At 48.2% G+C, this 26339-nt stretch carries 19 protein-coding genes and 1 CRISPR repeat array; of the genes, 16 read left to right on the top strand and 3 right to left on the bottom strand.

The window, feature by feature from the left end; translation table 11 throughout:
• Nucleotides 1–200: 200 nt before the first annotated feature.
• Nucleotides 201–1976 (top strand): hypothetical protein, encoded by a 1776-nt coding sequence (locus AABK39_RS21680; RefSeq protein ID WP_338395088.1) that lies wholly within the window; start codon nucleotides 201–203, stop codon nucleotides 1974–1976.
• 54 nt (nucleotides 1977–2030) lie between these two features.
• Here AABK39_RS21680 and AABK39_RS21675 read toward each other — a convergent pair whose 3' ends face one another.
• Both AABK39_RS21675 and AABK39_RS21670 read right to left on the bottom strand, forming a co-directional pair.
• Complete coding sequence (locus AABK39_RS21675) at nucleotides 2031–2276, bottom strand: hypothetical protein (protein ID WP_338395087.1); 246 nt, start codon at nucleotides 2274–2276, stop codon at nucleotides 2031–2033.
• A gap of 318 nt (nucleotides 2277–2594) precedes the next feature.
• Entirely contained in the window at nucleotides 2595–2798 is a 204-nt protein-coding gene (locus tag AABK39_RS21670) for a hypothetical protein (RefSeq protein WP_338395086.1), read from the bottom strand.
• Nucleotides 2799–3042: 244 nt separating this feature from the next.
• On the opposite strand from AABK39_RS21670, the gene AABK39_RS21665 reads away from it, so the two are divergent.
• The 15 genes from AABK39_RS21665 (at nucleotide 3043) to AABK39_RS21595 (ending at nucleotide 23003) form a co-directional block, all read left to right on the top strand.
• A complete protein-coding gene (locus tag AABK39_RS21665) occupies nucleotides 3043–3219 on the top strand; it encodes a hypothetical protein (protein WP_338395085.1) in 177 nt (58 codons plus the stop codon).
• Nucleotides 3220–3350: 131 nt separating this feature from the next.
• The gene (locus AABK39_RS21660; RefSeq protein ID WP_338395084.1) at nucleotides 3351–4316 is read left to right on the top strand and encodes a DUF4373 domain-containing protein; all 966 of its coding nucleotides are present in this window, start codon (nucleotides 3351–3353) and stop codon (nucleotides 4314–4316) included.
• A gap of 37 nt (nucleotides 4317–4353) precedes the next feature.
• On the top strand, nucleotides 4354–5028 hold the full coding sequence (locus AABK39_RS21655) for a hypothetical protein (protein WP_338395083.1): 675 nt from the start codon (nucleotides 4354–4356) through the stop codon (nucleotides 5026–5028).
• Between the two features lie 174 nt (nucleotides 5029–5202).
• The gene (locus AABK39_RS21650; protein WP_338395082.1) at nucleotides 5203–5805 is read left to right on the top strand and encodes a transposase; all 603 of its coding nucleotides are present in this window, start codon (nucleotides 5203–5205) and stop codon (nucleotides 5803–5805) included.
• Nucleotides 5806–6165: 360 nt separating this feature from the next.
• On the top strand, nucleotides 6166–6915 hold the full coding sequence (gene cas6, locus AABK39_RS21645; protein WP_338395081.1) for a CRISPR-associated endoribonuclease Cas6: 750 nt from the start codon (nucleotides 6166–6168) through the stop codon (nucleotides 6913–6915).
• Nucleotides 6916–6933: 18 nt separating this feature from the next.
• Nucleotides 6934–8826 (top strand): hypothetical protein, encoded by a 1893-nt coding sequence (locus tag AABK39_RS21640; protein ID WP_338395080.1) that lies wholly within the window; start codon nucleotides 6934–6936, stop codon nucleotides 8824–8826.
• A gap of 42 nt (nucleotides 8827–8868) precedes the next feature.
• Entirely contained in the window at nucleotides 8869–9852 is a 984-nt protein-coding gene (locus AABK39_RS21635) for a type I CRISPR-associated protein Cas7 (protein ID WP_338395079.1), read from the top strand.
• A 5-nt stretch (nucleotides 9853–9857) separates the two neighbouring features.
• The gene (cas5b, locus tag AABK39_RS21630) at nucleotides 9858–10667 is read left to right on the top strand and encodes a type I-B CRISPR-associated protein Cas5b (protein ID WP_338395078.1); all 810 of its coding nucleotides are present in this window, start codon (nucleotides 9858–9860) and stop codon (nucleotides 10665–10667) included.
• Nucleotides 10661–13411, top strand: a complete 2751-nt coding sequence (cas3, locus tag AABK39_RS21625) for a CRISPR-associated helicase Cas3' (RefSeq protein WP_338395077.1) — start codon at nucleotides 10661–10663, stop codon at nucleotides 13409–13411. Before cas5b ends, cas3 begins: the two co-directional genes overlap by 7 nt.
• A 123-nt stretch (nucleotides 13412–13534) precedes the next feature.
• Nucleotides 13535–14041 carry a CRISPR-associated protein Cas4 gene (gene cas4 / locus AABK39_RS21620; protein WP_338395076.1) on the top strand — a complete coding sequence of 169 codons (507 nt, stop codon included), beginning with the start codon at nucleotides 13535–13537 and terminating at the stop codon, nucleotides 14039–14041.
• A 130-nt stretch (nucleotides 14042–14171) separates the two neighbouring features.
• Nucleotides 14172–15176, top strand: coding sequence for a type I-B CRISPR-associated endonuclease Cas1b (gene cas1b / locus AABK39_RS21615; RefSeq protein WP_338395075.1), 1005 nt, complete (start codon nucleotides 14172–14174; stop codon nucleotides 15174–15176).
• A 95-nt stretch (nucleotides 15177–15271) separates the two neighbouring features.
• Nucleotides 15272–15535, top strand: coding sequence for a CRISPR-associated endonuclease Cas2 (cas2, locus tag AABK39_RS21610; protein ID WP_338395074.1), 264 nt, complete (start codon nucleotides 15272–15274; stop codon nucleotides 15533–15535).
• 209 nt (nucleotides 15536–15744) lie between these two features.
• Nucleotides 15745–19757: direct repeats of the CRISPR family, unit length 30 nt; unit sequence CCTTCAACTGCATCATAGTGGGATTGAAAT.
• A 486-nt stretch (nucleotides 19758–20243) separates the two neighbouring features.
• Entirely contained in the window at nucleotides 20244–20912 is a 669-nt protein-coding gene (locus tag AABK39_RS21605; protein ID WP_338395073.1) for a helix-turn-helix domain-containing protein, read from the top strand.
• Between the two features lie 352 nt (nucleotides 20913–21264).
• Nucleotides 21265–22137 (top strand): prenyltransferase/squalene oxidase repeat-containing protein, encoded by an 873-nt coding sequence (locus AABK39_RS21600; RefSeq protein ID WP_338395072.1) that lies wholly within the window; start codon nucleotides 21265–21267, stop codon nucleotides 22135–22137.
• 272 nt (nucleotides 22138–22409) lie between these two features.
• Nucleotides 22410–23003, top strand: a complete 594-nt coding sequence (locus AABK39_RS21595; RefSeq protein ID WP_338395071.1) for a short chain dehydrogenase — start codon at nucleotides 22410–22412, stop codon at nucleotides 23001–23003.
• Between the two features lie 206 nt (nucleotides 23004–23209).
• Here the strand turns inward: AABK39_RS21595 and AABK39_RS21590 are convergent, their stop codons facing one another.
• Nucleotides 23210–26209, bottom strand: coding sequence for a T9SS type A sorting domain-containing protein (locus AABK39_RS21590; RefSeq protein WP_338395070.1), 3000 nt, complete (start codon nucleotides 26207–26209; stop codon nucleotides 23210–23212).
• Nucleotides 26210–26339: the final 130 nt, after the last annotated feature.

Genomic DNA, 26339 nt, shown 5'->3' with positions numbered 1-26339 from the left:
ATTTGCATGCGCAAGATTCTTCTTGTGTTATAGTTAGCGTTTCTTTCTCATGAACCAAACGTAGCGATTCATAAGCGCCATTGAAAAGCGATTGCAGTGCGCATAACTCCTTTGACGGGGTACATAATTCACGGCATACAGTGAAAACCCCGCTTTCCTTTTTCTTTACCTTTGGGCATAAACCAAAGAACAAAACGCCCATGAAGCCTTCAGACCTTGACCGCATTTTTGAGACTAGAGACGCCGAACTTTTTTGTGGCGCCATTACAAAACTTTACAACGAGAAGGCGTTTGCCGCCCGTACCAGACTGTTGAACGCGTTTCAGGAACGGGCCAGGGACTTGTTGTTGGCAATGGATATTGGGGATACCGAAGCGGAGAGTATAATCCGTGCGGATCTGGACTTTTTTGAAAAATGTTATTCGGTATTCCAAGATGAGGGCGCATGGGTGTGGTACTCTTGGCAACAGGTTCGGGTGGAGTTGCTTCGCAAGTATTTCGAAACCGACGCTTCGGAACGCGACCCGTACTTCAGGTCCCGTTTGGAGACGTTGGCCGATAGGGAGGACCTTGGCAATATCCGTTTTCTGGCCGACGATATTCTGGATATGGAATGTCCGGAAAACCGTGAAGCCGTCATAGACGCTTTGCACGATTGCGTGTATCAGTACCTGTACGATATCCATTGCGGAAAAATGGGCGATGACCCTATCTTTTTTTTGGAAGAGGTGCTGGACAACCTTGCCTATCTTGAGGAACTTGAGAGAGAAGGGCCCCTTTGTGAGGAGAAGCTTCAGGTGTACCTGGTCCTGTTTAAAAAATATCCGGACAGGGAACGGAAGCGTGTGGCGATAGAAAAGGCTTTGGAACAATTCGATCACTGGGACGAGGCTACGAAAAAGAAAGACGATTTCCATTCCCAACGGGCCGAAGCGCTGTTTAAGTACGCCAAGTTCGAAAATCGTTTGGACCACGAGGTTGTCGGGGAAATTATGGATGAGCTGGAACGGGCATTCGCGACGGAAGAGGACCTTGCTTTGCGGCAATTCCTGCAGTTGAAGTACGATCTGTGGATCGCGTTTGGGGAAGACAAGGCCTTGGTCAAAACGCTTGAAACATTTGAGAAAAGACAGTTTGAGAAAGATAAGGAGAAAGACCTTTACAATATTCTGGAATGGATCAACGCCAAACGTGACCTAACCGAATGGATGCGGAAAGAGCTTCCGGATGCCTTGATACAGCGGGAAAAGTTAATGATGGCGATGGCTTTGCCGGACCTGACGGATTACAAAACGGAATCGCCGGGACGGCTGGGAGCGTTGGGCAACGCTTTTTACAAACAGGCTTTGGAGATGCCCGAATGCCTTCAACAATACCGCTACTTTTGCAGGGCCTTGGGGTTCCTGACCAAACAGATTCACCTGGCCGAAGATAAAAGATACCTTGTTTACACTTACGGAAAGGTTATGCGCAAAGCCGTCCAGTATCTGAAAAATAAAGGGGAAGACATAATAGCGGACCGTTATCTGAACTCCGCGCTGAGCGAATTCGAAAGGTCGTACCAAGCCATCGGAAAAGACTTGTCCATGTGTCTGCACTACGCCGATTTCCTGCTTTTTGTGGCCGAAAAGGGAGTGGACTTTGACGCTCCGCAATTATGGAAACGTGCCGGCGACTTTTACCGAATAGCCAAGGGAGAGGGGGATACCTTCTATTCCCAACCGTATATCGGGCTGGCCAAAGTGGCCCTGCTACAAGGCGATCGCCCCACGGCCGAGGAATACTTAAGGACCTGTGACGAACTGTTTTCCAACGAATACCACGCATATGATTTCAAGGAATTCGCAAACGATTCTGTTTTCGACCCTGTCCGTGATCTTATAAAACAGCTTATCGAAGCTAGAAGAAAGTTAGTCAGGCCCACGACCGATATGGTCCCGGAGCGCTACGGTTCCATGCTGGTCCCAAAAAAATAACCGCCCCAAACGGGGCGGTCCTTTCTAGCGTACAACCGGTGCTTTCGGCGGATATTAGGCGATCGGCGTAGTGTCGTCCACCTCGTTTTGCATATCCTGCAACAAGGCGGTGAGTTGCGTGATCTCCTCGTTTAGCTTAACCTTGCGGTCCGTCAATCTTTTCTTTTCCCGCAACGCATACTGAGAATCGAGCAAATTGTCAAAATCCGGCAACAATGCGTCAAGCTCGGCAACCGAGGCCTGTTTCTCCTGGAGATCGGCCTGGTACTTTTGGATTAATGTAGTTCTGTAATTGGACATAATTTTATGATATTTAAGTATTAGGTGTTTGGTTTTAGATACTGGGCCCCTCGTATTGTTTCTTGTTTTTCGCATCGGCCACTTGGCGTCAGGTGCGGGAGCCCTATTGTTTGATTTATTGGTGTTTATGTTTTTGCTCTATGTATTAGGTTCCGAGTGCTGGGTATTAGGAGCTTTTGGCAAATAAGAGTACTTAATTACCCCTTCCGTCATAAATGGCAGTGCCTATCGTTTGTATAGAATCATCCGACAACACTTTTCCACCGCAACCAAAACCCCATACCGGGACTTTTTACTCCGTAACCTTTACCCTTGACTTTATTCTCGATGCCTTTCGGGGCCATCCCGAATCCTGCCTACGGCCTTTCTGATAAGGGTAAATAGGTAACCGCCCAAGGCCCCGGCGAAACCCATGGCCAGCCCCTCCCATATTTTCGGCGAAAGGTTTACCCAAAGGTGTCCTCCCGTGATTTGTGTTAGGGCGGACAAGGCTCCCAGTACAGTGTATTTGTGTTGGTTCATCGTATTTCTTTTCGGTTAATTATACTCTTCTTTATTATTGCACATAACTGTTATTAAAGCAATCCACCCTCTTGGTATGACACAAACATAAATCGGTTTTCTTACACCCCCAAAAGTTTTCGGCAGAACCCAGTCCAAATTTAGACTCGATTTTTTATTGACCGGAAATATATTGTAGCTAAATTAAGATTAGCCAATGTAATTAAAACGATATATAATTATGATGACAACAAAACAAAGAAGAATGGAAAGGCTAAGATATTTATCTAAAAACTACCCCGAAGCGAAACGTAAACAGCAAAAGCTCGAAAGCGTCATCGCCGACTGCCAGACCAAGTACGGCGTCTGCCGACAGACAGTATACAATGATCTAAAAAGGCTAGGCCTTACCGGAAACGACCCACGGGACATAGTCTCCTAATACGTAGGGGTCTTTTTGAAGGGATTCTTCGGATTCTTTTTTCGGCATAACCTTACACGCTCCAAAAGATATGGGCGCCGGAATAAACCATCTCATTTTTTCGAAACATATACAACTCAAACAACCTGAACATGAACAAGTTGAACTCATACTTTTCGCACGACAGTAGCGCTCGCAACGATCAAAAGATAATGCTGATGCTCTCGGCCTATGGTGCCCAAGGTTACGGTTGGTACTGGATGCTGGTGGAGATGATGCGCGAAGAGCGGGACTACCGCCTGTGCCGTAAGGGCAGATTCTTTTTCAACGCCTTGGCGCACGAGCTTCGGGCCGACGCCAAGACTCTTGAAGCCTTTGTGGACGATTGCGTAAACGAGTTTGGCCTCTTCCGCGCCGAAGGCGACTACTTTTGGTCCGACAGCCTAGTGGCCAGGATGGCTATGGCCGAAGAGCGTACCGCCCGGAAGAAAAAAGCGGCGGCGGCCCGGTGGGAAAAGCGTGGGACTGCAGCCAAAGAAAAGCCTAGCGAAGCCAAGCCCAAAACGACATCCGCATGCAAAAGCGATGCAACGCATATGCATTGTAATGCAATGAAAGGAAATAAAAGTAAAGCAAAGGAAACCAAAGAAAAAGAAAAGAAAGAAAACAAATCCAAAGGAAACGAAAGCGGGAGTGGTGATAACGCGCCCGCACCCGAGGGAGATGAAAACTTGACCATACTCCCTTTTTCTGACGAGGGCTTCGCCGGTTTGTGGGAAGAATGGAAAACGCATCTGCGCACTGCCGGTTGCGGCTATCCCGACGTCGGCAGGGAAAACAGGGCCTTGGCCCGTTTGCGTCCATATGACCAAGCCTTCGCTACGGCCTTGGTGGAAACGGCCCTGCTTAAGGGTTGGAAAGATTTTCATTTTGAGGAAACGCCGGCCCGCTGGCAAAAATTACAACAGCTACAAGAACAACAAACCCTGACCAACCATGGACAAATATCCCAATCCCCAAACCGCACACCGTTCCGCGGAGAACAAAGAGGCCACTTCGGACCCGAAGACGTACAAGAACTTTTCGACCGAATCGATTCCCGTTATTCGGACTCCTGACCCGGAATCGCCACCTTCAATCCTGCCCCGGAAGCCTTTGGATAACACCGAGGGTAAGGTTGCGCATAGTTCCGGGGCCCCGTCAACGGGTCTAAAACCCGTAAAACTGTCCGGCGCGAACCTGATAAGCGCGGTGGTGTCCGGCGACAGTGGAAGGCTGGGAGAGATGGAGAGGGGATTAAGTCCCGAAAAGGCGCTCCAAGGTTCCCATTTGCGTGATTATTCCGGGCGCCAAGCCATCAAAGGCCTGTTATTGTTGTTGATGCGTACTGTCAATTTCTTCAATGTGGGCAAAGGCATGAACAAGGCCCAAGCTATGGAAACCTGCGACTTGCTCTATGAGGAATATCCTCACGAAAGCCTGGAAGACTTCGCCGTATGTTTCCGCAACGCCCGCAAAGGCGTATATGGCACCGTGTATGACCGGATTGACGGCGGGGTGGTTTTCGGGTGGGTACGGCAGTATATGGAAGAGAAGAGCTTGGTGCGAGAGAAGGTGATCGGCGAACAACAGCGGGCCCATCAGCGCGCCCGTGAAAAACAATTCGAACAGGAAAGGTCCACCATTGCCGAGGCCTACAAGCGACTGCGCAAAGAGCCGTGGCTTCCGCCCGGCAAAAAAGCCAAAGCCACAAGCGATGAGGAATATCGCGCCTTCCGCCAACGGTATATCGCCGAAAAACTGGCCAAACACCAAAAAAACAAACCGTAGAGACATGCATGCCTTGTCTCACATGCGGATTGGTAACCGTCACGATTTTAATATTCCAATGATTACATGCCTATTCCAAATACTGGAAACCCATATATGTAAACCTTATCGGTAAATCTGCGGGTGAAACCGGTCGTGTGAGACAAAGCATGTCATGTCTCTACGATTAAAACAGTGGCAGGTATATTTATTGTTACCGTCCAAGGGAATATACCTGTTACGATGACCGATAAATTCAGAAACAAATACCGTATTCCCTCAACGCGCCTGCAACAATGGGATTATCGTTGGAACGCTTCTTATTTCGTCACTATCTGCACGCAAAACAAAGCGCATTATTTCGGGGATGTCCGTAATGGCAACATGAGCCTGTCGCCGGTAGGCGTTTTGGCCGATATTCTTTGGCACGAAACCATTTATCATGCGCAGAGCATTGAATTGGGAGCGTTTGTGGTTATGCCTAACCATATTCACGGCATATTGACATTGGGAAAGGGTAGGGTTCAAGATGATAAGCCAAAGGCCATTTGTCCAGGGCAGGCACGTCATGGCAATGTGGAAGCGAATTCGTTGTCATCCATAATCGGGTCCTATAAATCGGCCGTCAGCAAACACGCCAGGCGTATGGGGTTAGAGTTTGCGTGGCAGCCCCGTTTTCACGATCATATTATTCGTAACCAAAGGTCGTATGACAACATTGCCCAATACATTAGAACCAATCCCGCAAAATGGCAAGCCGATCGATTTTTCAATAAAAATAAAATATATCTACCGTAGAGACATGGCATGCCTTGTCTCTCCACGCCCGGTTTAACACATAGCATTTCCACATCAATAATTCGTTCACAACATCTAAACGACGTATATTCCGTTTTGACAGGTGACATGATTTTTTCAAAAATTGAAAACCTGCGTGTGATCATCGTGGCGCTGAGACAAGGCATGCCATGTCTCTACGGTTTTGGTGGTTATTTTTTGACTGGGGTAAAATCATAAAAAATTATGTCTAAAAATGTTTTTATTAGGATCTGTAGAGGTGAAATTGTGATAGTAACGACCTTTTTATAATTATTATATCAAATAATTTTGAGATTAAAAATAACATTAATACGAAAGGGGCGGTCCCGTATGCTCCCTATGGACTATCAATATGGATTGAGCGCTTGGGTATACCGGATTCTCCGTACGGCTGACGCTGAATTCTCACGCTTTCTGCACGACACAGGCTACCAGGACGGAAACAAGGCGTTTAAATTTTTCACCATATCGGAGCTGGACCTGGGGGCTATCCGGGTGTGGAAAGACCGCAAGCTTTTTGAACTGAAGGGCGATACCTTCAGCTTCCGGATCGGTTTTTTGATCGACCGCGCCTATACCGAATTCGTGAAAGGCCTGTTCCAACGGCGGGAAGGCTTTATCGGCGACCGGTTCAACGGGCTGGACTTTGAGGTGCAGGGCGTTGAGGCCCTTCCGGCGCCCGTTTTTGGCCGGACGGTGCGCTACCGCACGTTGAGCCCGGTGTTTTTGAGCGCTAAGCGCCCCGACGGAAGCGTACAGCACCTGCACCCCGGGGAACACGCCGACGTATATGCGGAACATTTCCTGAACAACCTGAGGGAAAAGCGTAAAGTGTTGCGTCTGCACGGAGAAGGGGGCGATATATCGGATAGGGAAGAATCTTGGGTTTTCTGCCTAATACAGGCGGAGCGCGTAAGGTTGGTGAAGGTCAAGCCCATGGAGGCCACCGCCACCAAAAAGCGGGCCTGCCATATGGAATTCGAACTTACCGCACCCGAAGACGTACACGCTTTGGCCTATGACGCGGGCTTCGGTTCGGAGAACAGTTGGGGTTGCGGGATGGCGGAGGTGGTGGATATTTCACGTTGATATTTCAAATGAAACTTTATGATACGAGAGATCATCAACTTCACGAAAAATCTGGAGGAGAACACTCCGGATATTTTCAATAGGAATAAGGCTCCCAGCCTGGGCCTTCACTGGTTCGTCCGGTTTGGAGACGACGGGAGCTTGGTGCAAACGGCGGAGCGGGGAAAGGATTTTGATTTTTACGACGGCGAGAAGATCACCCCTCTGTTGGAAAGGGCCATACGCTACGAGTCTTATGGCCAAAGGGTAGGCAACTCCATGAACAAGGTGTTGGACAAGAAGAAAAAGCTTGTGTCTTGTTCGCCTTTCATTATCGCCTTCCGGAAAAAGTTTGTTTTTGACGACGGGCTGGAAGGCGACGGTTTCGAGAAGATCCGGGGATTGCTGGCTTATTACCTAGAGAATGCCCGGACGGTTTGCTTGGACAAGGAAGACGAAACGGGCAAGCAATGGTCTTTGGCTCTGGAACGGAACGCCGAGGCGATACTTAATATGGCGGGTAAGTTGAAGGACGGACAAGAAGATGAAGCTTTCTTTACCCGGATGAAAGACGATTTTTACGTGTGCGTTTATCTGGACAACGTTGGGGAGCCGGCTTATCAGCGGGCGCATGAGACATACCTGAAAAAGAAGCTCTTTAATACGGATAAGTATAACCTGGAGGTAGGTGAAGAAACCTACGGGTTAAGTAATTACCTGAATGGTCTCAATTCCAAAAAGCCTTTCTTGGAGCATAAGACAGGGGCTATGTTTAAGGGTATAAGCGCTCGTATCAGCGACGAGGACGCCATGTACCTCAATAAGTTTGAGCTGTTGCTGGGGCAGAAGGTATTGCCGCGGCCCTTGCCCGTGTTTGTCGACAAGAAAGAATTCCGGACTACCGACGACATCGTCTCGATTTTCCAAAAGGACACCAAGGCCTCGTTCTCACAGATTCTGAAAAGGTTGTACGATCTGGACGGCGAACGGGTATTGCAAAATTATTACTTGCTATTTATTGACAGGGGCGAGGTTAAGGACTTCGATTTTGTACCCCTGTTCCGGTACCGCATAGCCAATTGCGAGATCAAGAACCTGTTCGGCCTAAGGCAAAAGGAAGAATTTCTGCCTACCCGTACGGTCCGGGATATCTTCGCTTTTGAGCGGGAGGTGGTAAAGTCCATCTTCAACAACAGCCTGGTAAAGATCAAGGACGAAAGCTATACGGTGGCTTACTTCGGGGACGTGGACCCCAACTACGTGAGCGGCGGAGAGCCAGTATACCAGATGATTCTCAAATACCGCAGGGCTTTTTACGACTATATCTACAAATCCAAGCTTTCGGCCCTGAACTCCCGCGCGTTTGACGAGATTATGCGCAACGGCATACTGTCGGACCTGCGCCACGACGAGTTCAAGGACAACCGGCATAGTAAAACCTATGCGATCAAGGATAAACTCAATATTTGGTTTAGCCTATATAACTTTTTCGAACCGAATAAACATAAACGACCGGATATGGCGAACAAAACCGTAGACCTGATGGCCCGTCTCCAGGAGATAGGCCGGGAAGATTCGAACGCGCGCATCCAGACCGACGAGGAGTTTGCCTTTGCGGTGGGGCAGTTGGCGCATTACCTGCTGAACAAGAGCGAATCGGGCAACCGTACGCACGCCTTGCTGGAACCCTTCCTCCAGAAGACCAAGGAATCGGAACTGAAAATGGCGATCGCGCGCACTTTCGAGATGTACAAGCATGCCATAACCTTTTATCCTAACAGGAAATACACCTTTGACAGGATTATGGCCGACGTGATGGGCTATATGCCCGATACCAAGAATATGAAAGACCTGTTGCCCCTGATTCTGGCGGGCTATTTCTCGGAAACAGTTTTTAAAAGACAAAACGAGCCGGAGCTGGCAGAAGCTTAGTGACCGATTCACTGATTTTTAAAATATTAAAAAGATAAACAGATGACTATCTTCAAAAACCGGGTGTTCGGATGCGCCATCGTCAAGGCCGTCAACGCCAACTACAACGCCGATTTTTCCGGCCAACCCCGCACGTTGCCCAATGGTGTGGTATACGCCACGGACAAGGCTTTTAAATATACGGTGAAGAATTTTTTGAAAGAGGTATATCCGGAAAACCGGATTATGTATTTCAAATCGTTGAACGCAAACGGCAACCCAATCTCTTTGGACGAATCGTATGAGAAGCATTTCGAAAAAATGCCGAACAAGCCGAAGAAAGGAGATGTGGCCAAAAACCTGTTGTCCTGTCTGGATATCCGTATGTTCGGCGCCACCTTCGCCGTGAAGTCCACCAATATATCTATCCACGGTCCGGTACAGATCAATCACGGGACCAATATCTGGAAGGAAAACCATATTTACGCCGAGCAGATTACCTCGCCGTTCAGTAACAAGTCCAACGACAAGGACGCCGAAAAGGGTATGACCACTATCGGTAGGCAATCCAAGCTGGAAGAAGGCCACTACGCCCATCATTTTTCGGTGAATCCCAAGAACTTGGAAGACGTTGCGGTCGTGGCGGGCGAAGGGGCGCAAGGTCTCACCGAAGCGGATATAGCCTTGTTGAAAGAAGGAATGAGCAAAGGCGCCACCTATTACGATTCGGCATCGAAGGCGGGTACGGAAAACGAGCTGTTGCTTTGGATTCAGCTGAAAGAGGACTCTAGGTTGGTATTGCCCAATATCGCCTCGTTGCTGGTATGCGAAGAGGAAAAGGTGGACGGCAAGGTGGTCTATGACTGCCGGAAACTGAGCGAACTGTTGGCCAGGGTGTCTGAGCAGGTGGAAACCGTGGAGTTGCGCCTCAATGCCGGTACGGTGGCCTGCCGTAATCTGGCTGTCGAGGGCTTGGCGGTGTCCGATATCGTCAGTGGCGGGACGATGGACGCCAAGGAAGCGGTATTGTCGGAGGAGATGGCCTAAAGCTTATGCGCAGGCTTATTTCATTCGACCTGAAGGCGGAGATGGGGTTTTTCAAAAAACCGGATATCAACGACAAAATCTATCTGAGCTACAATACGCTCCACAAGCCCGCCTTGCTGGGCATATTGGGCGCCATAGCGGGCCTGGGGGGCTACCGGGGAAACAGCGACGCCAAAAAGGCGCGCTTTCCCGAGTACTACGAACGGCTCAAACACCTGCCGGTGGGTGTGGAGCCCTTGGGCAGCGAAAAGGGCAACTTCGCCAAGACCAATATCAGCTACAACAATACCACGGGGTTTGCCAGTATGGAGGCCGGTGGCAACCTGATTGTGAACGAGCAGACGTTGCTTAACCCGGCTTTCAGGGTGTACCTGTTGCTGGACGACGGGGAAGAGCTGGAAGCCCGGCTATACGAGTCCGTCAAGAACCAATGGGCGGAATTCCTTCCTTATATGGGCAAGAACGACTTTTCCGTATGGTGGGACAAGGACGAGGTGCGGGAATACGAAGGCGCGGCGCCTTTTGCTTTCGACAGGAAATTCCGCGTACGGACACTGTTCAGAAAGACGGAGGCCGTGACGCCTTATATCGCCAAGGCGGTGGCGTTCGGGTTTATGAATTTCGAGGCGAACAGGGAGATGCCTTTCACTTATTTTGAGCGCTTGCCCTGTGGCTTTGACGAACGGCTTTGCCAATACGAGATGGACGATTTTGTTCTTTCCAACGCCGAGTTTGACGAACAGATGCCTAGGGATGAGGCGCATTTGTTTTATTCCTTGGAGCCTGACGCTAACGAACTGGTACAGCTATGTTAGTGCGGGATGATCTGCTGGAAAATTATTTCGAGGCGGGGAAATTCTCGCGCTTCTTGGCCGATGGGCGGGTTTATCTCGCCCACCTGCCACCCGAAGGCGATGTCCAGCCACCAGAGACTCTGGAGGAGCATACGGCTCTGGTATGCGACTATGCCAAGGCACTGATCGACGCCCACGGCTTGGCGCCTGTAATGGATCGCTTGGTGTCGGGGTCCTGCCCCAAAGATACAGAGAATAAGGGGCGCTACGCCAGTTTTATGGGCCGGTTGCTGTACAGGGTATTTCGCTATCATGACTTCGGTAAGGTGAACCGCCTTTTCCAGCATGTAAAGATGGGCGGACAAAAAGCCGATTTCTTGAAGGTAGAGCATGAATTCGGATCAAGCCACGCGCCCATTAGCGCGTATATGTTCCTGATGCACGCTTTTGGTGATATTATGGGCGAAGTGGATTCGGGAAAGGACCAGATGTTGTTGGCTCGGGCCTCGGTCGCGTTGTCTTATCCTATACTCAAGCATCACGCTCCGGACCTGGAGTGCCCACTCCGGGCCTATGAGGATATGAGCAAATACCCGCCATTGTCAGGCTACCTTGGCCTATTCGAAAAACAGATAACCGCCGATAAGCTTTGCGTGTATCACAGGCTGTTATCGGATGTGCCCCAGATATTCAGGCAGGTAGAAGGACAGGTCAACGGAAGTGATACCGCTCAGGACCAATCCCTGTTCCAGCTGGTCAAGCTGTCATTTTCCCTGCTCACGGCGGCGGATTATCTGGCTACCACCCATTATATGAGCGCTTGGGAGACGATGCGTGCGGATTTGGGGACCCTGACGCGGGCCCTGAAGGCCAAGGCCGTAAGGAATATTCGGGAAAGCAAGGCTTATAACCGCGAGACCTTCGCGTTATTGGACGGGGACTATGCGCTGACTTGTCCGCAAGACACCGGCATAGGACAACTGAACACCTTGCGCCGGGAGATGGCGCTGGAAGCCTTGACGACTTTGCGGGCCCATCCGGAGCAAAGGCTTTTTTATATTGAAGCGCCTACGGGCGGGGGCAAGACCAATATGTCGATGCTGGTCTTGGGCGAAATGTTGTGTCAGGATACCGAAGACAGGATCAAAAAGGTGTTCTACGTATTTCCGTTCACCACCCTGATCACCCAAACCTACAAGGCGCTGAAAGAGACGCTGGGCCTGGACGAGAGCGAGATAGCCGAACTGCACGGCAAAGCGGGCCTGAAAGACATGGGCAAAGGCGATGAGGACGACGATTACGGCAAAGACCGTCTGAATTATCTGGACTACCTGTTCGCCAATTACCCGGTCACTTTGCTTTCGCATATCCGTTTTTTCGATATCATTAAGAGCAACCGAAAGGAGACCAACTACCTGTTGCACAAGCTGGCCAACAGCGTGGTGGTACTGGACGAACTGCAATCCTATACGCCGCGCGAGTGGGACAAGGTGATCTATTGGATCGAGCGCTACGCCGAAACTTTCAACATCCGTTTTGTGCTGATGTCGGCCACGCTGCCCAAACTCGGGGACTTGCGGCATATTTCAGAAAAGGTGGTCCCCCTGATTCCCGACAAACGGAAATATTTCCAAAACCCCAATTTCCGGGACCGTGTGGCTTTTGACTTTAGCCTTAAGGCCTGGCCCCGCCCGGAGAGGGAAGATAAGCCCGACTACCTTAGGCGTCTGGCGGACTTTCTTTTGGAGCGTTCCGAAGCCTATGCCCTAACGCCGGAAGCCAGGGGCCGTTGCTTTACCATCGCGGAATTTATCTTCAAGAAAACCGCCTCCGATTTTTACAGGATTGTAAAGGAGGCGAATCCCTTCTTTGATGAGGTGTTCGTATTGTCGGGCACCATCCTCGAACCTCGCCGGCAGGAGATTATCGCCCATCTGAAACACCGGGACAATGCCGGCAAAAAGATCCTGCTGATCACCACGCAAGTAGTGGAAGCGGGCGTGGATATCGATATGGATTTGGGCTTTAAGGACACTTCCCTGATCGACAGCGACGAGCAGTTGGCTGGCCGGATCAACCGTAACGTGAACAAGCCCCGGTGCAAGCTGTACCTGTTCGATTGTGACGACGCTTCGGTTTTGTATAAAAACGACGACCGCTTCCGTATGATGCGGGATAAGCTTGGTGACAAACACGCCGATATTCTCCGCACCAAAGACTTTGATACGCTTTACAAAGAGGTGTTCGGCTCCATCGACCGCTGGAACGCGGGGGAGCAGACCATAGGGATAAACGATTACCGCAGGGCGGTGGAACGTTTGGACTTTAGGCGGGCGCACGAGGACTTCAAACTGATCAACCAGCGAAACCAGATGGTGTACGTGCCCCTTGACCTGCCGGTGGGGGACAAGGCGCTGGACTTACGCTATTTCTCTGAAGCGGAATTGGCGTTCTTGTCAGACTGCGGACGTTACCGTCCGGACGACGCTTGCGTGTCGGGAGAGGAAGTGTGGGGACTGTACGAAGAGTTGGTCCGCTTTGAAAGCGATGATTTCGTACTTCGCAAGGTAAACATGAAGCGCCTGCAGGGTATTATGAGCAGATTCAGTTTTTCGCTGTTTGCGGAGGCCAAGGACGTACGGGCCCTGAAAGACGCCGGTAACGAGGAAAGGTACGGCTTTATCTATCTGGCGCATCATGCCGAGTGCTATAGCGCGGAGGGCGGTCTGGATAGTGACGCTTTGGCTGAAGGAAATTTTATTTGATGCCTAACATCTTCAAAGGATGTCCTGAAGAGTGCTGATATAGGTGACTACCTATTGAATTTCAGTGCTTTATGACGTTTTGGAGCGATCTCCTTACTATTTACTCTGTACTGTTTAACGATTATGCGAGATATTATACCCACGTTCCTAAACCTGTACCTGATTTGTCCGCGTCAGCTCTGGCTCCACGCCAACGGCGTCACGATGGAGCATACTTCGGACCTGGTGTTGGAAGGAAAGCTCGCACATGAGCACAGTTATATACAGCGCTCCAAGAAATACAAGGAACTGGACTTGGGGGTGGCCAAGATAGACCACTACGACGCCGACAACCGGGTGGTGCACGAGATCAAGAAATCGAACAAAAAAGACAAGGCCCATCGCGCGCAGGTAAAGTATTATCTCTACCTCTTGGAAAAGATGGGCGTGGAAAGCCCGTCGGCCATACTGGAATATCCCTTGTTGCGGGAGACCGAAAAGGTGGAACTGGAGGAGGGTGACCGCGAACAACTGCGGATATGGCTTCGGGAGATCGAACAGGTACTATCCTCGGGCCACTGCCCCCCGAAGTTGCCCAAAAGCAAGTGCCGCGGCTGTTCGTATTTTGATTTCTGTTGGTCGGGAGAGTGAATTGCGGTATTGGGTAAAAAGTATTGGGTCTTAGGTACTGTGTCTTGACCATGGGGTTGTGGCACATATTATCGGACTAAGGATTACGGTTTACCCAATACCTGAGACCTAATACTTTATACCGAAGAAAGTGAAAAAGAACTACTACCTGTTCAACCCCGGCCGGATGAGTCGGAAGGACAATACCCTGAAGTTTACGCCCGTGGACGAGGACGGCGAGGCGGGCACGCCCAAATACCTGCCCGTGGAGACGGTCAAGGCCCTGTACTGCTTCGGCAGTCTGGACGCCAACAGCGCGCTGTACAATTTTTTGGGAAAGCAGGGGATAGGCGTGCATTTCTTTGACTATTACGAGCACTATACCGGCTCCTTCGCCCCCAAGGAATATTTGCAGGCCGGCAAGGTGCATATCGCCCAGGCCATGCACTATACGCGTCACGGTCCCAGAATGGCCCTGGCCCGGGAACTGATCGAAGGCGCCTCCTTCAATATGCTCAAAAACCTGCGCTACTACGACAACAGGGGCAAAGACCTATCCTTCGCCATAGAGAGGATCGAGGCCCTGCGCGCCGGCATTCCCGAGGCGCCCAGCATACAGGAGCTTATGGGGGTGGAAGGCAATATCCGGCAAGCCTATTACCAAGGCTTCGACCTGATACTGGACCATTTCCGGATGAACGGGCGTAGTAAACGCCCGCCGGCTAACGAGGTGAACGCCCTGATGTCTTTCGGCAATATGGTCTGCTACGCCCATTGTCTGGATATGCTCTACCATACCCAGCTCAATCCCACGGTCAGCTTCCTGCACGAGCCCGGCACCCGGCGCTTCTCGCTGGCTCTGGACCTGGCCGAAATCTTCAAGCCCATCCTCGTGGACCGTCTGCTGTTCCGCCTGCTTAACGCTAAGATGATCAAGGCCAAAGACTTTGACGCTAAGGTGAACAGTTGTTTGCTCAAGGAAAGCGGTCGGAAGATATTCGCGAGGGCTTGGGACGAAAAGCTCAAGGAGACCATACAGCACCGCAAGCTCAAGAAAAAAGTGAGCTACGGGCACTTGGTAAAGCTGGAGTGTTACAAACTCTCCAAGCATATACTGGATATAGAGCCCTACAGCCCCTTTAAGGCTTGGTGGTGATTTTTATAGTAAAGATGGGGAGCGGAAAAACACCTCGGTAAAACGCTATACATCCTACTCTTTACGCCTTCTTTTGGACCTTTTACCCAATCAAAATGTACGTAATCCTAGTATACGACATCGGAGAAAAACGAGTAGGCAAGATGCTCAAGCTCTGCCGCGCTTACCTGAACTGGATACAGAATTCCGTATTCGAGGGCGAGATCACCGAGGCCAAGCTAAAAGAGCTGGTGGCCCGGGCCAAGAAAATAATGAAGCAGGAAGACGACAGTTTGATTATATTTAAAAGCCGGGACCAACGCTGGCTCGACAAGCAGGTGGTGGGCAAGGAGCGGATGAAAGTGGATAATTTCCTGTAAAGTCGTCGGACTCGTTTCCGCACGCCAACGCTCTTTGACATACTGCATCGAAAAAAGGCCGAAAAGGCCCTGGCGCATTAGCCAGGGCGGTTGTCGTACCCCGTATAAAATCGTAGTATTGAAGCACGACGACCGCTAAGGCCATCAACCCTTGATATAAACGGGGCTATAGCGTATATTAGCCCCGTTTTCTGGCCGTTTTTTGTCGGCCTTCAACTGCATCATAGTGGGATTGAAATAAGAAAAATTCCTCGAAAGTCCCCTTGGCTTCTTGCCTTCAACTGCATCATAGTGGGATTGAAATATATTAGAGCGAAGAAACGCATCTTGGCAATTCGGACCTTCAACTGCATCATAGTGGGATTGAAATATGCTTTTGATTATATCCTCTTTGCACGCTGATAAACCTTCAACTGCATCATAGTGGGATTGAAATACGGTTGGAAGTGCGCTAACATTCAAACCCAGAGCTCCTTCAACTGCATCATAGTGGGATTGAAATATCCTTTGTAGCGCCGTCTCGGAATCGTTAACACCCCTTCAACTGCATCATAGTGGGATTGAAATGTTCCCGAAAACCCTCGCGCATGGGGCGAATGCGCCGCCTTCAACTGCATCATAGTGGGATTGAAATTACATCATGCCTGACGCGGAAAGATTGTTTCCTGACCTTCAACTGCATCATAGTGGGATTGAAATGTCCTTCCAGAGCGTTATTCACAAAGGTATTTATGCCCTTCAACTGCATCATAGTGGGATTGAAATTGTATTTAAGCGACATGGTTTCCTTTGCCACGTAGCCTTCAACTGCATCATAGTGGGATTGAAATGGGCGAACGGTCCGGGCGGTTATACCGGCGCCGGTCCTTCAACTGCATCATAGTGGGATTGAAATCAATTAGAACAAGTCATGACCCTTTCTATTAAATCCTTCAACTGCATCATAGTGGGATTGAAATTCGACGAACACGTAAGGCACGAACCGCTTTTTTCCCCTTCAACTGCATCATAGTGGGATTGAAATCGAATTGCGCCGCGAACCAAACGGCGCAGTAAGTTCCTTCAACTGCATCATAGTGGGATTGAAATCACGATACAATTAACACCGTTTATTTCGGTTTTAACCTTCAACTGCATCATAGTGGGATTGAAATTTTGATCGGGTAATTGGCGGTAAAGACTTCTATTTCCTTCAACTGCATCATAGTGGGATTGAAATCCTCTTCGATACTTCCGTAAGTCTCGTCTCCCGAGCCTTCAACTGCATCATAGTGGGATTGAAATGGTTGTATCGGATTCAAGTCCCTATTTCTTATAGAGCCTTCAACTGCATCATAGTGGGATTGAAATACGGTATAGCGTTTCCTTTCGCGGTGCGCGACACGCCTTCAACTGCATCATAGTGGGATTGAAATGCGAGAATTCTTCACCCTTCGGAGTTCGAAAAAGCCTTCAACTGCATCATAGTGGGATTGAAATAGCTCTTTTTCGTCGGCGGATACTTGGTATGCCTCCTTCAACTGCATCATAGTGGGATTGAAATATTGTAGCGTTAGACGAATTAATCTGATAAAATGTCCCTTCAACTGCATCATAGTGGGATTGAAATGAGAAACCCATAGCCACAGCCTGAGTAGCATTAAGTGCCTTCAACTGCATCATAGTGGGATTGAAATTAAGCGACCTCTTGTTGAGAAGATCCTTTACTAGCCTTCAACTGCATCATAGTGGGATTGAAATTTTTCAAAATGTCCCTAACCATTCCTTTTAGCCTTTCTTCAACTGCATCATAGTGGGATTGAAATAGATATTCTAAAGGCCGGATTTCTCCCAATGAATTCCTTCAACTGCATCATAGTGGGATTGAAATAAAGAATAATATTAGTGTCGACATCGACGACATAACCTTCAACTGCATCATAGTGGGATTGAAATCACTCTCGTTTAAATCTTTCGTTGTCATCGTGCGCCTTCAACTGCATCATAGTGGGATTGAAATAAACGTATCTGGAGATCGAGAACCCGGATTATTTTACCTTCAACTGCATCATAGTGGGATTGAAATAGGAATACAGCTACGAGAAATTCCTAGCCGATAGCCTTCAACTGCATCATAGTGGGATTGAAATTAAACCACGGCCTTGCCGACGCTATGCACTGTTCTGCCTTCAACTGCATCATAGTGGGATTGAAATTTGCCGAGCGCGCGCATGGAAGCAAGGAGGGAAGTCCTTCAACTGCATCATAGTGGGATTGAAATTTTTTCATTTGCTTTTTGTTCTGTCTCGACAATAACCTTCAACTGCATCATAGTGGGATTGAAATTCCCCTGGTACTTAAAAGCCGTATTGATCATTGCGTCCTTCAACTGCATCATAGTGGGATTGAAATGCGCTCGCCCCTTTCCACTTCGTAGTAAAGGTTATCCTTCAACTGCATCATAGTGGGATTGAAATCATACTAAAATAGTCGGATGAATTACGATGCTTTCCCTTCAACTGCATCATAGTGGGATTGAAATATACCAAAAACGAGACTTTGGCTGCCAAACTCGGGCCTTCAACTGCATCATAGTGGGATTGAAATAGGAAAGCGCGAATGACGGCCGCGTTTCTTGTCTGGCCTTCAACTGCATCATAGTGGGATTGAAATTAGCTCATTGTAACGTTTACGGTTCTATTCCCATGCCTTCAACTGCATCATAGTGGGATTGAAATAACCTTATCGCCTGTAATATTTCCCTCCGATAATCTCCTTCAACTGCATCATAGTGGGATTGAAATTCTCTCGTTACCAAACCTTCGGGTAAGGCAGGCCCCCCTTCAACTGCATCATAGTGGGATTGAAATAGAAGGTTTGGATTTCACCGAAGACGAAATAAGACTCCTTCAACTGCATCATAGTGGGATTGAAATCCGAAAGAGGCCCGCTGTAGACCGCCCTAGCAAGCCCTTCAACTGCATCATAGTGGGATTGAAATGACAAAAGGGACGAATTTTTAGAAAACTTTATTCTCCTTCAACTGCATCATAGTGGGATTGAAATTTTTACCTTTGACAATCCCCCGTCGCCGATGACGCCTTCAACTGCATCATAGTGGGATTGAAATTGACAATTCCACCACAGCAACCCCGAGAGCGGGCAACCTTCAACTGCATCATAGTGGGATTGAAATGTAGCTCCTGTTTTTCTGAATGACGCAAATCCCGCCTTCAACTGCATCATAGTGGGATTGAAATGGCTGATACTTTCTCAACTCAGGAATTTTTGAAACCCTTCAACTGCATCATAGTGGGATTGAAATGCGATTACATTTGACGGACCACAAATGATGATGTATGCCTTCAACTGCATCATAGTGGGATTGAAATTAGATTCGATTCAGTACGTGACGTACCAAACAGGGCCTTCAACTGCATCATAGTGGGATTGAAATACAAGAAGCAGAAAGAGCTGCGGGCCGTACAAAAGCCTTCAACTGCATCATAGTGGGATTGAAATAATCATGCGGATATTGGCGCCAATCCAAGGCGGGGGCCTTCAACTGCATCATAGTGGGATTGAAATTGACTTTTATTTTTTAGGACCGTGAGCGTAAAATTCCCTTCAACTGCATCATAGTGGGATTGAAATTGCTGATCCATTTGCATAACCTTATCGGCATCGTTTCCTTCAACTGCATCATAGTGGGATTGAAATAAGAAAAATTCCTCGAAAGTCCCCTTGGCTTCTTGCCTTCAACTGCATCATAGTGGGATTGAAATCGGACTACACGTCCGCATTGACGGGTTCGCCACACCTTCAACTGCATCATAGTGGGATTGAAATATAATCTGGATAACGAACTGTTTGCGGGAGGTGCGGCCTTCAACTGCATCATAGTGGGATTGAAATGCGTCGTACCAGTGACGCATATAGCCGGAAGCCTTCCTTCAACTGCATCATAGTGGGATTGAAATGAACAACGATTACACTGGGGAGGTGTTTGTGTATGCCTTCAACTGCATCATAGTGGGATTGAAATATAATTCGGATCCTCGTTTTGAAGCGTAATGATTTCCCTTCAACTGCATCATAGTGGGATTGAAATTCGATGATTGATTCGGATAATTTTATGGCTGTTGTCGCCTTCAACTGCATCATAGTGGGATTGAAATCCTAGTCCAAAGCCGAAAATCAAGCCCTTCAATATCCTTCAACTGAACCATAGTGGAATTGACATTTGGTTGGAGGATTGATCCTGCCATTGCATAAGTCGCTTTCAACTACATTGAAATTCATTTGGAGCAGTATTGTAACGCATTTAATAAGAGAATAGAATAAATTCAGGAAATGGTGAGGCTGCCAGCTTATTAACGTAAAAAAATAGAGTATGGATTTCCACTGTAGAGACATGGCATGCCTTGTCTCCCCACGCCCGTTTTCACACATAGCATTTCCACATCAATAATGCGTTTTGACTGGAAACGTAATTGAAAACCGGTGCGTGATCATCGTAGCGCTGAGACAAGGCATGCCATGTCTCTACGTTGGTTTGGTTGGAAACAGCATATTGATTTTAGACAATTTTCCAGTCTAAAATTGGACTGTCTTTTAAAACGATCGCTTCGTTTTCGAATGAAAATAACCGTTCTTACCCATCAATATACATTACCGTTGTGAACGGTACTGTTTACTTTGTACGCTTTCCCCCTTTACAAAAAAAGAAATGCCTCACCTGAACATAGCCCATAGAGCCCAAATATATCTAGGCATCCGCACCGGAAAAACGGACGCTGAGATAGCTCGTGGCATTGGTTTTCATCGGGGAACTGTTGGTCGTGAGATAGAACGCAACGGTGGAAGGGAAAACTATGACCTGTGGAAAGCCCAGCGAGCCCGTGACTTTAGGCAAGGGATGGCTGTGGGCGACAGGATGCTTTTTGGCGGTGGAGTGCCCTTTGATTCCCGTTTGCGCAAGCTCAACCTGAAATACGCTTATCTTTCGCATTTGCATATCCATTGGTATGATTATTACCAAGACCGTTTCTTCCGTAAGGCCGAGGCTTGGCGGTATAGGCGTTATGTTTCGGGCAAGGCGGGAACCTTACCGTTGGTGGAGCCACAAGGTCGGAACCTTGCGGCAACGGATGGTTTTGTGGTGGAGAACACTGGGCGGGAAGACGGAATGTATATACGGTATCTTTCTGAAAAGATTATTCAATACGCGTTGCCATTGCCGGTGATTTATGTACGGGCTTGCCCTGCCCATTCCCGTTTCCGTTTTCAAGTCGATAGGCTGGAGTCTCTTCTCAGAGGCCGTGTCCTTTTGCGGATATACCATTTTTTGAGACAGACGCGGACTGGGCTTGCCTTGTCCCTATATTTTTTTTCCTGATATCATATCCTTTTCCATTCGGCCTTTCCATTTTTTTAGTTATTCGAGTGGCCGTTCCAACCCTTGTCGCGTTTTAACAAGATCATCCGGATATACTTTCATTTCGGTCAGTACTATTTTTAGTGCGGTGTATCCCGATCGTTTACTATATGTATTGACTGTTAATGAAGGAAGTGTTTGTTCAAATGCCCGGATAGGTCTTAATTCACCGTTATTGACCGGTTTACAATGGAGTAAGCTTTATTCTTGTGTGCGTATAAGCTATCTTTTGTGTATATAGTTATTTTTCAATGGGGTATAATCGATTCAATACCGTAATAAAGATCCCAAACACCTTCTCTATGTAATTATTATGGATTCCGCATTAAGACTAAAATTCAGAATATTGGATAATTCGGTTTCCTCGTTTAAGGAGGCCCGGCCTTATCTGGATAGTTCCGAATTGTTTCAGAGGTTGTTGACCGATTTTGAGGAAACGAGTCTAAGCCTTTTGCATAGGTTAATCCAGCTTTCCGAAATTCCCTTTTCGCAGGGGTATAAATCCGTACAGGAATGGAGGGATAAACTTGCCGACACAACATTTTGCGGTTCGGGTTTTTCCTTAACGGGAAAAGAAGACGATCTGCTGGCGTGTTATAACGCGATGATTTCGACCGTTTTGATAAGGTTGGGCTATCAGGATGCGGAAAGGATTAACCAAGGTGTGTCGTGGATACTGAATTACCAAAATACCGAAAGGGGGCTGGCAAATAATTGGAGTGGTAAGGGAATCCGTAAGTATGGAGGCTGTATGAAGTCTACCCCGTGCTTTATTGGTGTCGTCAAGTCGATGATAACATTGACGGAGTTTGTGAAAACGGGTTTGGGAGACGAGCCGTTGAAAAGCAAACTGAAAGGCGGGCTTGAATATATTCTGGAACACCGGGTATTTATGAGAAAGCATACTGGCGGTCCGATAACAAAGGATATAATTAAATTGACATATCCTTTTACATACAAGACCAATATTCTGGAGATACTGAGGTTGTTGGACGACAATGATTTGGTATTTGATAAAAGGGCCGAGGAAGCAAAAGCGCTGCTTTTGAAAAAGAGAAGAAAGGACGGATCATGGAGGCAAAACGCTTTTTATAAACCTAAACACTGGATCGATTTCGATAATAGTAATGAGAAAGCGGAATGGCTGAATTTCGAAATAGAAAAAGTGTTGAGAGTATCGGGGTGACTTATTTGTTTTATGAATTACCTATTCATTTCCCAAAAACCTTTCTATATGCGGGGAGTATAACCGCTTCCGGATAAAGAAATTAACCAAACCCGTGGAAGCCAAAATTAGAGAAGAGGCCCGACGTTTGATGGATATCATCGATGCGTTGTAGCTGAATGTCATGGAAAGGTATTAGGAGTTGCGCCTTCTTATGGTCGAATACCTGTGAATCGAGCGCCGATGGAGGCTACAAGGGGGGGAGATGGTACAAACAAAAAATATTCGGGAATATGAAAAAGCTTGTTCTGGTAGGTTCTACGGGCATTATCGGGCGGGAGATTGTCAAATTGCTCGGCGAACGGTATGAGATAGTCGAGATTAACCGCTCTTCGGGTGATTATAAAGTGGATATGCAAGATACAATGGCCTTGGATTTCGTTTTCGAGGCGATTGGAGGCTTTGACGTTTTGATATCGGCAAGCGGGGACGGTAAGTGGGGAAAGTTATCCGATCTCAGTATACAGGATTTTCATGACGGCTTGAACAGCAAGCTAATGGGGCAGGTGAACCTGGTGATGATTGGAAGGAAATACGCCAATTACGGTGCTTCTTTTATCCTGACCACCGGTGTTTTGGCCCATAAGCCCGTAGTGGGCGGATTGACGATGACTATGATCAATTTGGCCTTGGAAGGTTTTGTAAAAGGCGCTGCCGTAGAGTTGGAAGACGGTATGACGATCAACGCCATAAGCCCTTCTTTCGCAAAAGAGACCATGGAGCTTTTGGGTATTGACCCTAAATATGGGGTTCCGGCGATGGAATTTGCCGGATTATACGAGAAGGCGCTGGATGAAGGACAAACTGGCCGGATATACGAATTGTAATCTTGTGCCCCTGTTTTACGCCTTACCCTTTTCATTTCCGAAACCGCAAAGCAAGGCATTTGGTGGTGTCCATTCCAAACTAAAGGCTTGGCCTCAAGCCTAAATTCGTTTTCCGTAAACGCTCAAGAAAAAGCCCGACCACAAAAAGGTCGGGCATATATATCACTTCCCTGAAGGGGCTGTGGCTGAATGTATAAGCCACTCTTCTATTTTGTAATTTGTACCTTAATGGCTTTTCGGTCCGTACCGGAATCCACTGTCAGAATATATATTCCCGGAGGCAACGGGCTTACGTCAATCCACCCTTCCCGGCTCTCGCAAGACAATTCGGCGTAGCATTGCCCTACATTGTTGCGCAGGCGTATCTGGCGGGTTTCGGCGGAGGGAAAGCTAAAGCTGAGTTGGTCTTTTGCCGGATTTGGATAAATGGAAATGGCGGAGGTTTCCGTCTCTACGCCCAGTGTACGGGCCACTCTGATGGCGATATACTTATCCGCTTCGTAAAATAAGTCGGTGGCTTTTGTGAAAGCCCTTACGGTGGCCAATCCAGGGCCTTTTATCGACACAAGTCCTTTGTCCAACCCGATTACATCATTGCCTTCCTTGATTTCGTATTCCATTTTGGCGTCCGAATCCGAATAGGCGTTTAAGGCGAAATCGGGGTCGTCCATCGTTTTGGACAAATCATCGAAATTTGTAATCGGCGCGTCGGTTTTCTCGCCGTTTGCCAATATTCTGACGGAAACGGTTTTCTCGGCTGAGGTATACGTGTCGCTCTCGGGAACGTAGGCTTTTATCTTGGCGTTTCCCGAGGCTAAAGGGGTCACGTAAGGGGCATTCAGTTCTATTAAGTTCTGGCCTTCGGTGATTTCGAACTTTACCTTGGCGTCCGAGTTTGTCGTTGCGGTTAGGGGCGATTTACCGTTTTCCAGAATCAATGCCATATTATCGAAATGACTGATCACGGCTTGGGTTTTGACCAAGGCGTCTAATACCGTCACTTCGAAACTGTATTCACCCGCTTCAAAGTGCTCGGTCTCTTCGGTATAAGCTTTGACGCTCGCCATACCCGGCTTTACGAAGGCTATTTTTCCGTCGGAGAGATTGATGAATTCGCTGCCCGTTACAATCGTATATTTGAGCTTGGCGTTTGATGAGCAGTATCCGGTGAGCGCGATTTCCTCTCCTTTTCTACCTACCAGATCCTGTAAATGCATAAAAACGGGTTGTGCCCGGTCAACCCCGCCGTTGTCATCCGTTTCCAGAACGGTCACCATGATATCGTCTTCAAAAGAAGCGTTTTCATCATCCAAAACCCTGACACGCAAAGTATAGGCCTTAGGGGCGAGTTTCTTTTTATTCATCAAGGAATTCCCTTGGATGGTGAAGTTGGCATTATCGACCGCACCATCCACCAACTCAAACACGAATGTTTGGTCCGTAGGGTCCTCGTCAACGGAGAACAGGCTTCCCACCAAAGTGCCCGCCGGGTCGTCTTCCTTCAGGGTGTTGGCGCTTATCGCTATTACGTTCGGGGCGTCGTTTTTATCGGATACGCTTACGCTGAATAACTCTTGCCCGAATATATCCGGATGCTGTTTGTGGACAGCCTTTACCAATACCGAATATTCGTTTTTGGCTTCGTAGTTAAGTGGTTCCGCCGTTTTCAGTTTATTGCCTTCCAGTTTGAAGTGCGGGTTGTCCTGTTGGCCGTCGGGTAATAGCAGATCGTATTCGTTAATCAAATCCGTATTCCCGTTTCTCAGGCTTATTTCCCCGATTTCATGGTCCGTGGCGTTTTCCGGCGTCGTATTGTTGCTGAGATCGATATTCTTGATCAATGTCACGCCGTTCGGTAAATCCATCCGACTGATTACCAGTTCTTTCCTGAGCTTACCGCCGTAGGGGTCGTAGGCTTCGATGTTTATCGTATACTCGGTGATGGACGCGTGTTCGAAAATCCTTTCGGCCGTCACAAGCGTATTGCCGCTAACGATTCTGAAACTGTTGTTATACCGGTAATTTTCGGTATCGACAAACCGGAAATGCAAAGGGTCACCGTCGGGGTCAGTGCCCGAAAGTGTTCCGATTACGTTGGACGTTTCGGCAAACGGTGTGGCTTTGTCGTTATCAATACCGAAATCGGCCGGAGCCCGGTTGCCGTCCTTTTTAAGCCAAACCGGGTAATCGACACTTTCCAGCGTTACGCCCGGCAAATCCGGATTGGTAACCAAACAGGTGTAGATTCCCGCTTTTTCCGGATTGAGATCCAGTACGGTATAGGCCTTGCCTTCGGAAAGTGGCAATAGCGTTCCGTTTAGCATCCACCGGTACCGGTTTTTCGTGGATTTTAGCGCAAAAGCCAAGTCTTGGTTCTCGCCTTCGGCAAGGGTAATTTCCGGCTGTTTTTCTCCCAATTTCCTTTGTGGCCATAATGTGACGTTTTCCGCTTTGAATTTGTCCTCATACGGAGCTCTTCCTTCGTTTACCGTTTCCACCGCCAGTTTTTGGATTTTGATCAGCGTTTCGAAGTCGAGAAAATTATTCGCGATATTCAGCCGTTCAAGCCCTCTGGCCAATATCGACTCGGTTCCGTTGTAATCCAGATCCGCGGGGGTGAGGCTCTTGATCATATTGTTACTGATGTCCAAGGTACCGTTTATGCCTTTGCTGCCGATGCCCCCCACGCCGTAAGTGCTTCGTTTTACCTTAAAGGTTTTGAGCTCGTTATGATCCAAAAAAACACCCTCCGGCCCTTCGGTTCCATAAATACCAAGAAGAGGCGACACTCCTGTTATTTTGTTATGGCTCAGCCTTAGCGGTTTATTGGTGGCCCCCATAAACCTCGGTTTGTACATAATGGATTGGCTATATCCATAGTCGTCGGGGTTGATGACAAACAGGCTGTCAGGGAGGTTCCCCGAAAGGTTGTTGTTTACCAAGTGAATTTCCCGAATGTGGTTTTTGGTTCCGCGTTGGATAGCGGTGCCGTTTTGGGCTTTGAAAAAGGGGGATTCGGTCCGGGACTTTAGTTCCGAGAAGAAACTGGCCCTGTCATTTCCGATTCTCCAGTTCTTTCCGCCCAGACTGTCGTATAGCATATACAGGCCGTCTTTTTCGGCCGGATCCAAGGTGTTGGTCCCACCGGTGCGCAGGCTTTGCGCCGAAAGGGGGACAAGCGGTGTTATGGAAAAAATGAGGATCATAATTTTCCATTTGTTAATAAAATGATTCATTGAAATAGCGTACAAATTTTTCAACAAAAAACTTAAATAATAACCATCCGTTGATGGTTGCCGCAATTTTGGGTATAGGTTTGTCTTAGACACAACATGG

It is taken from the genome of Fulvitalea axinellae (genome assembly GCF_036492835.1).
GTDB classification, from domain to species: Bacteria; Bacteroidota; Bacteroidia; order Cytophagales; family Cyclobacteriaceae; genus Fulvitalea; species Fulvitalea axinellae.
Note: the sequence above shows the minus strand (reverse complement) of the source record. Positions and strands in the feature narration are given on the sequence as shown.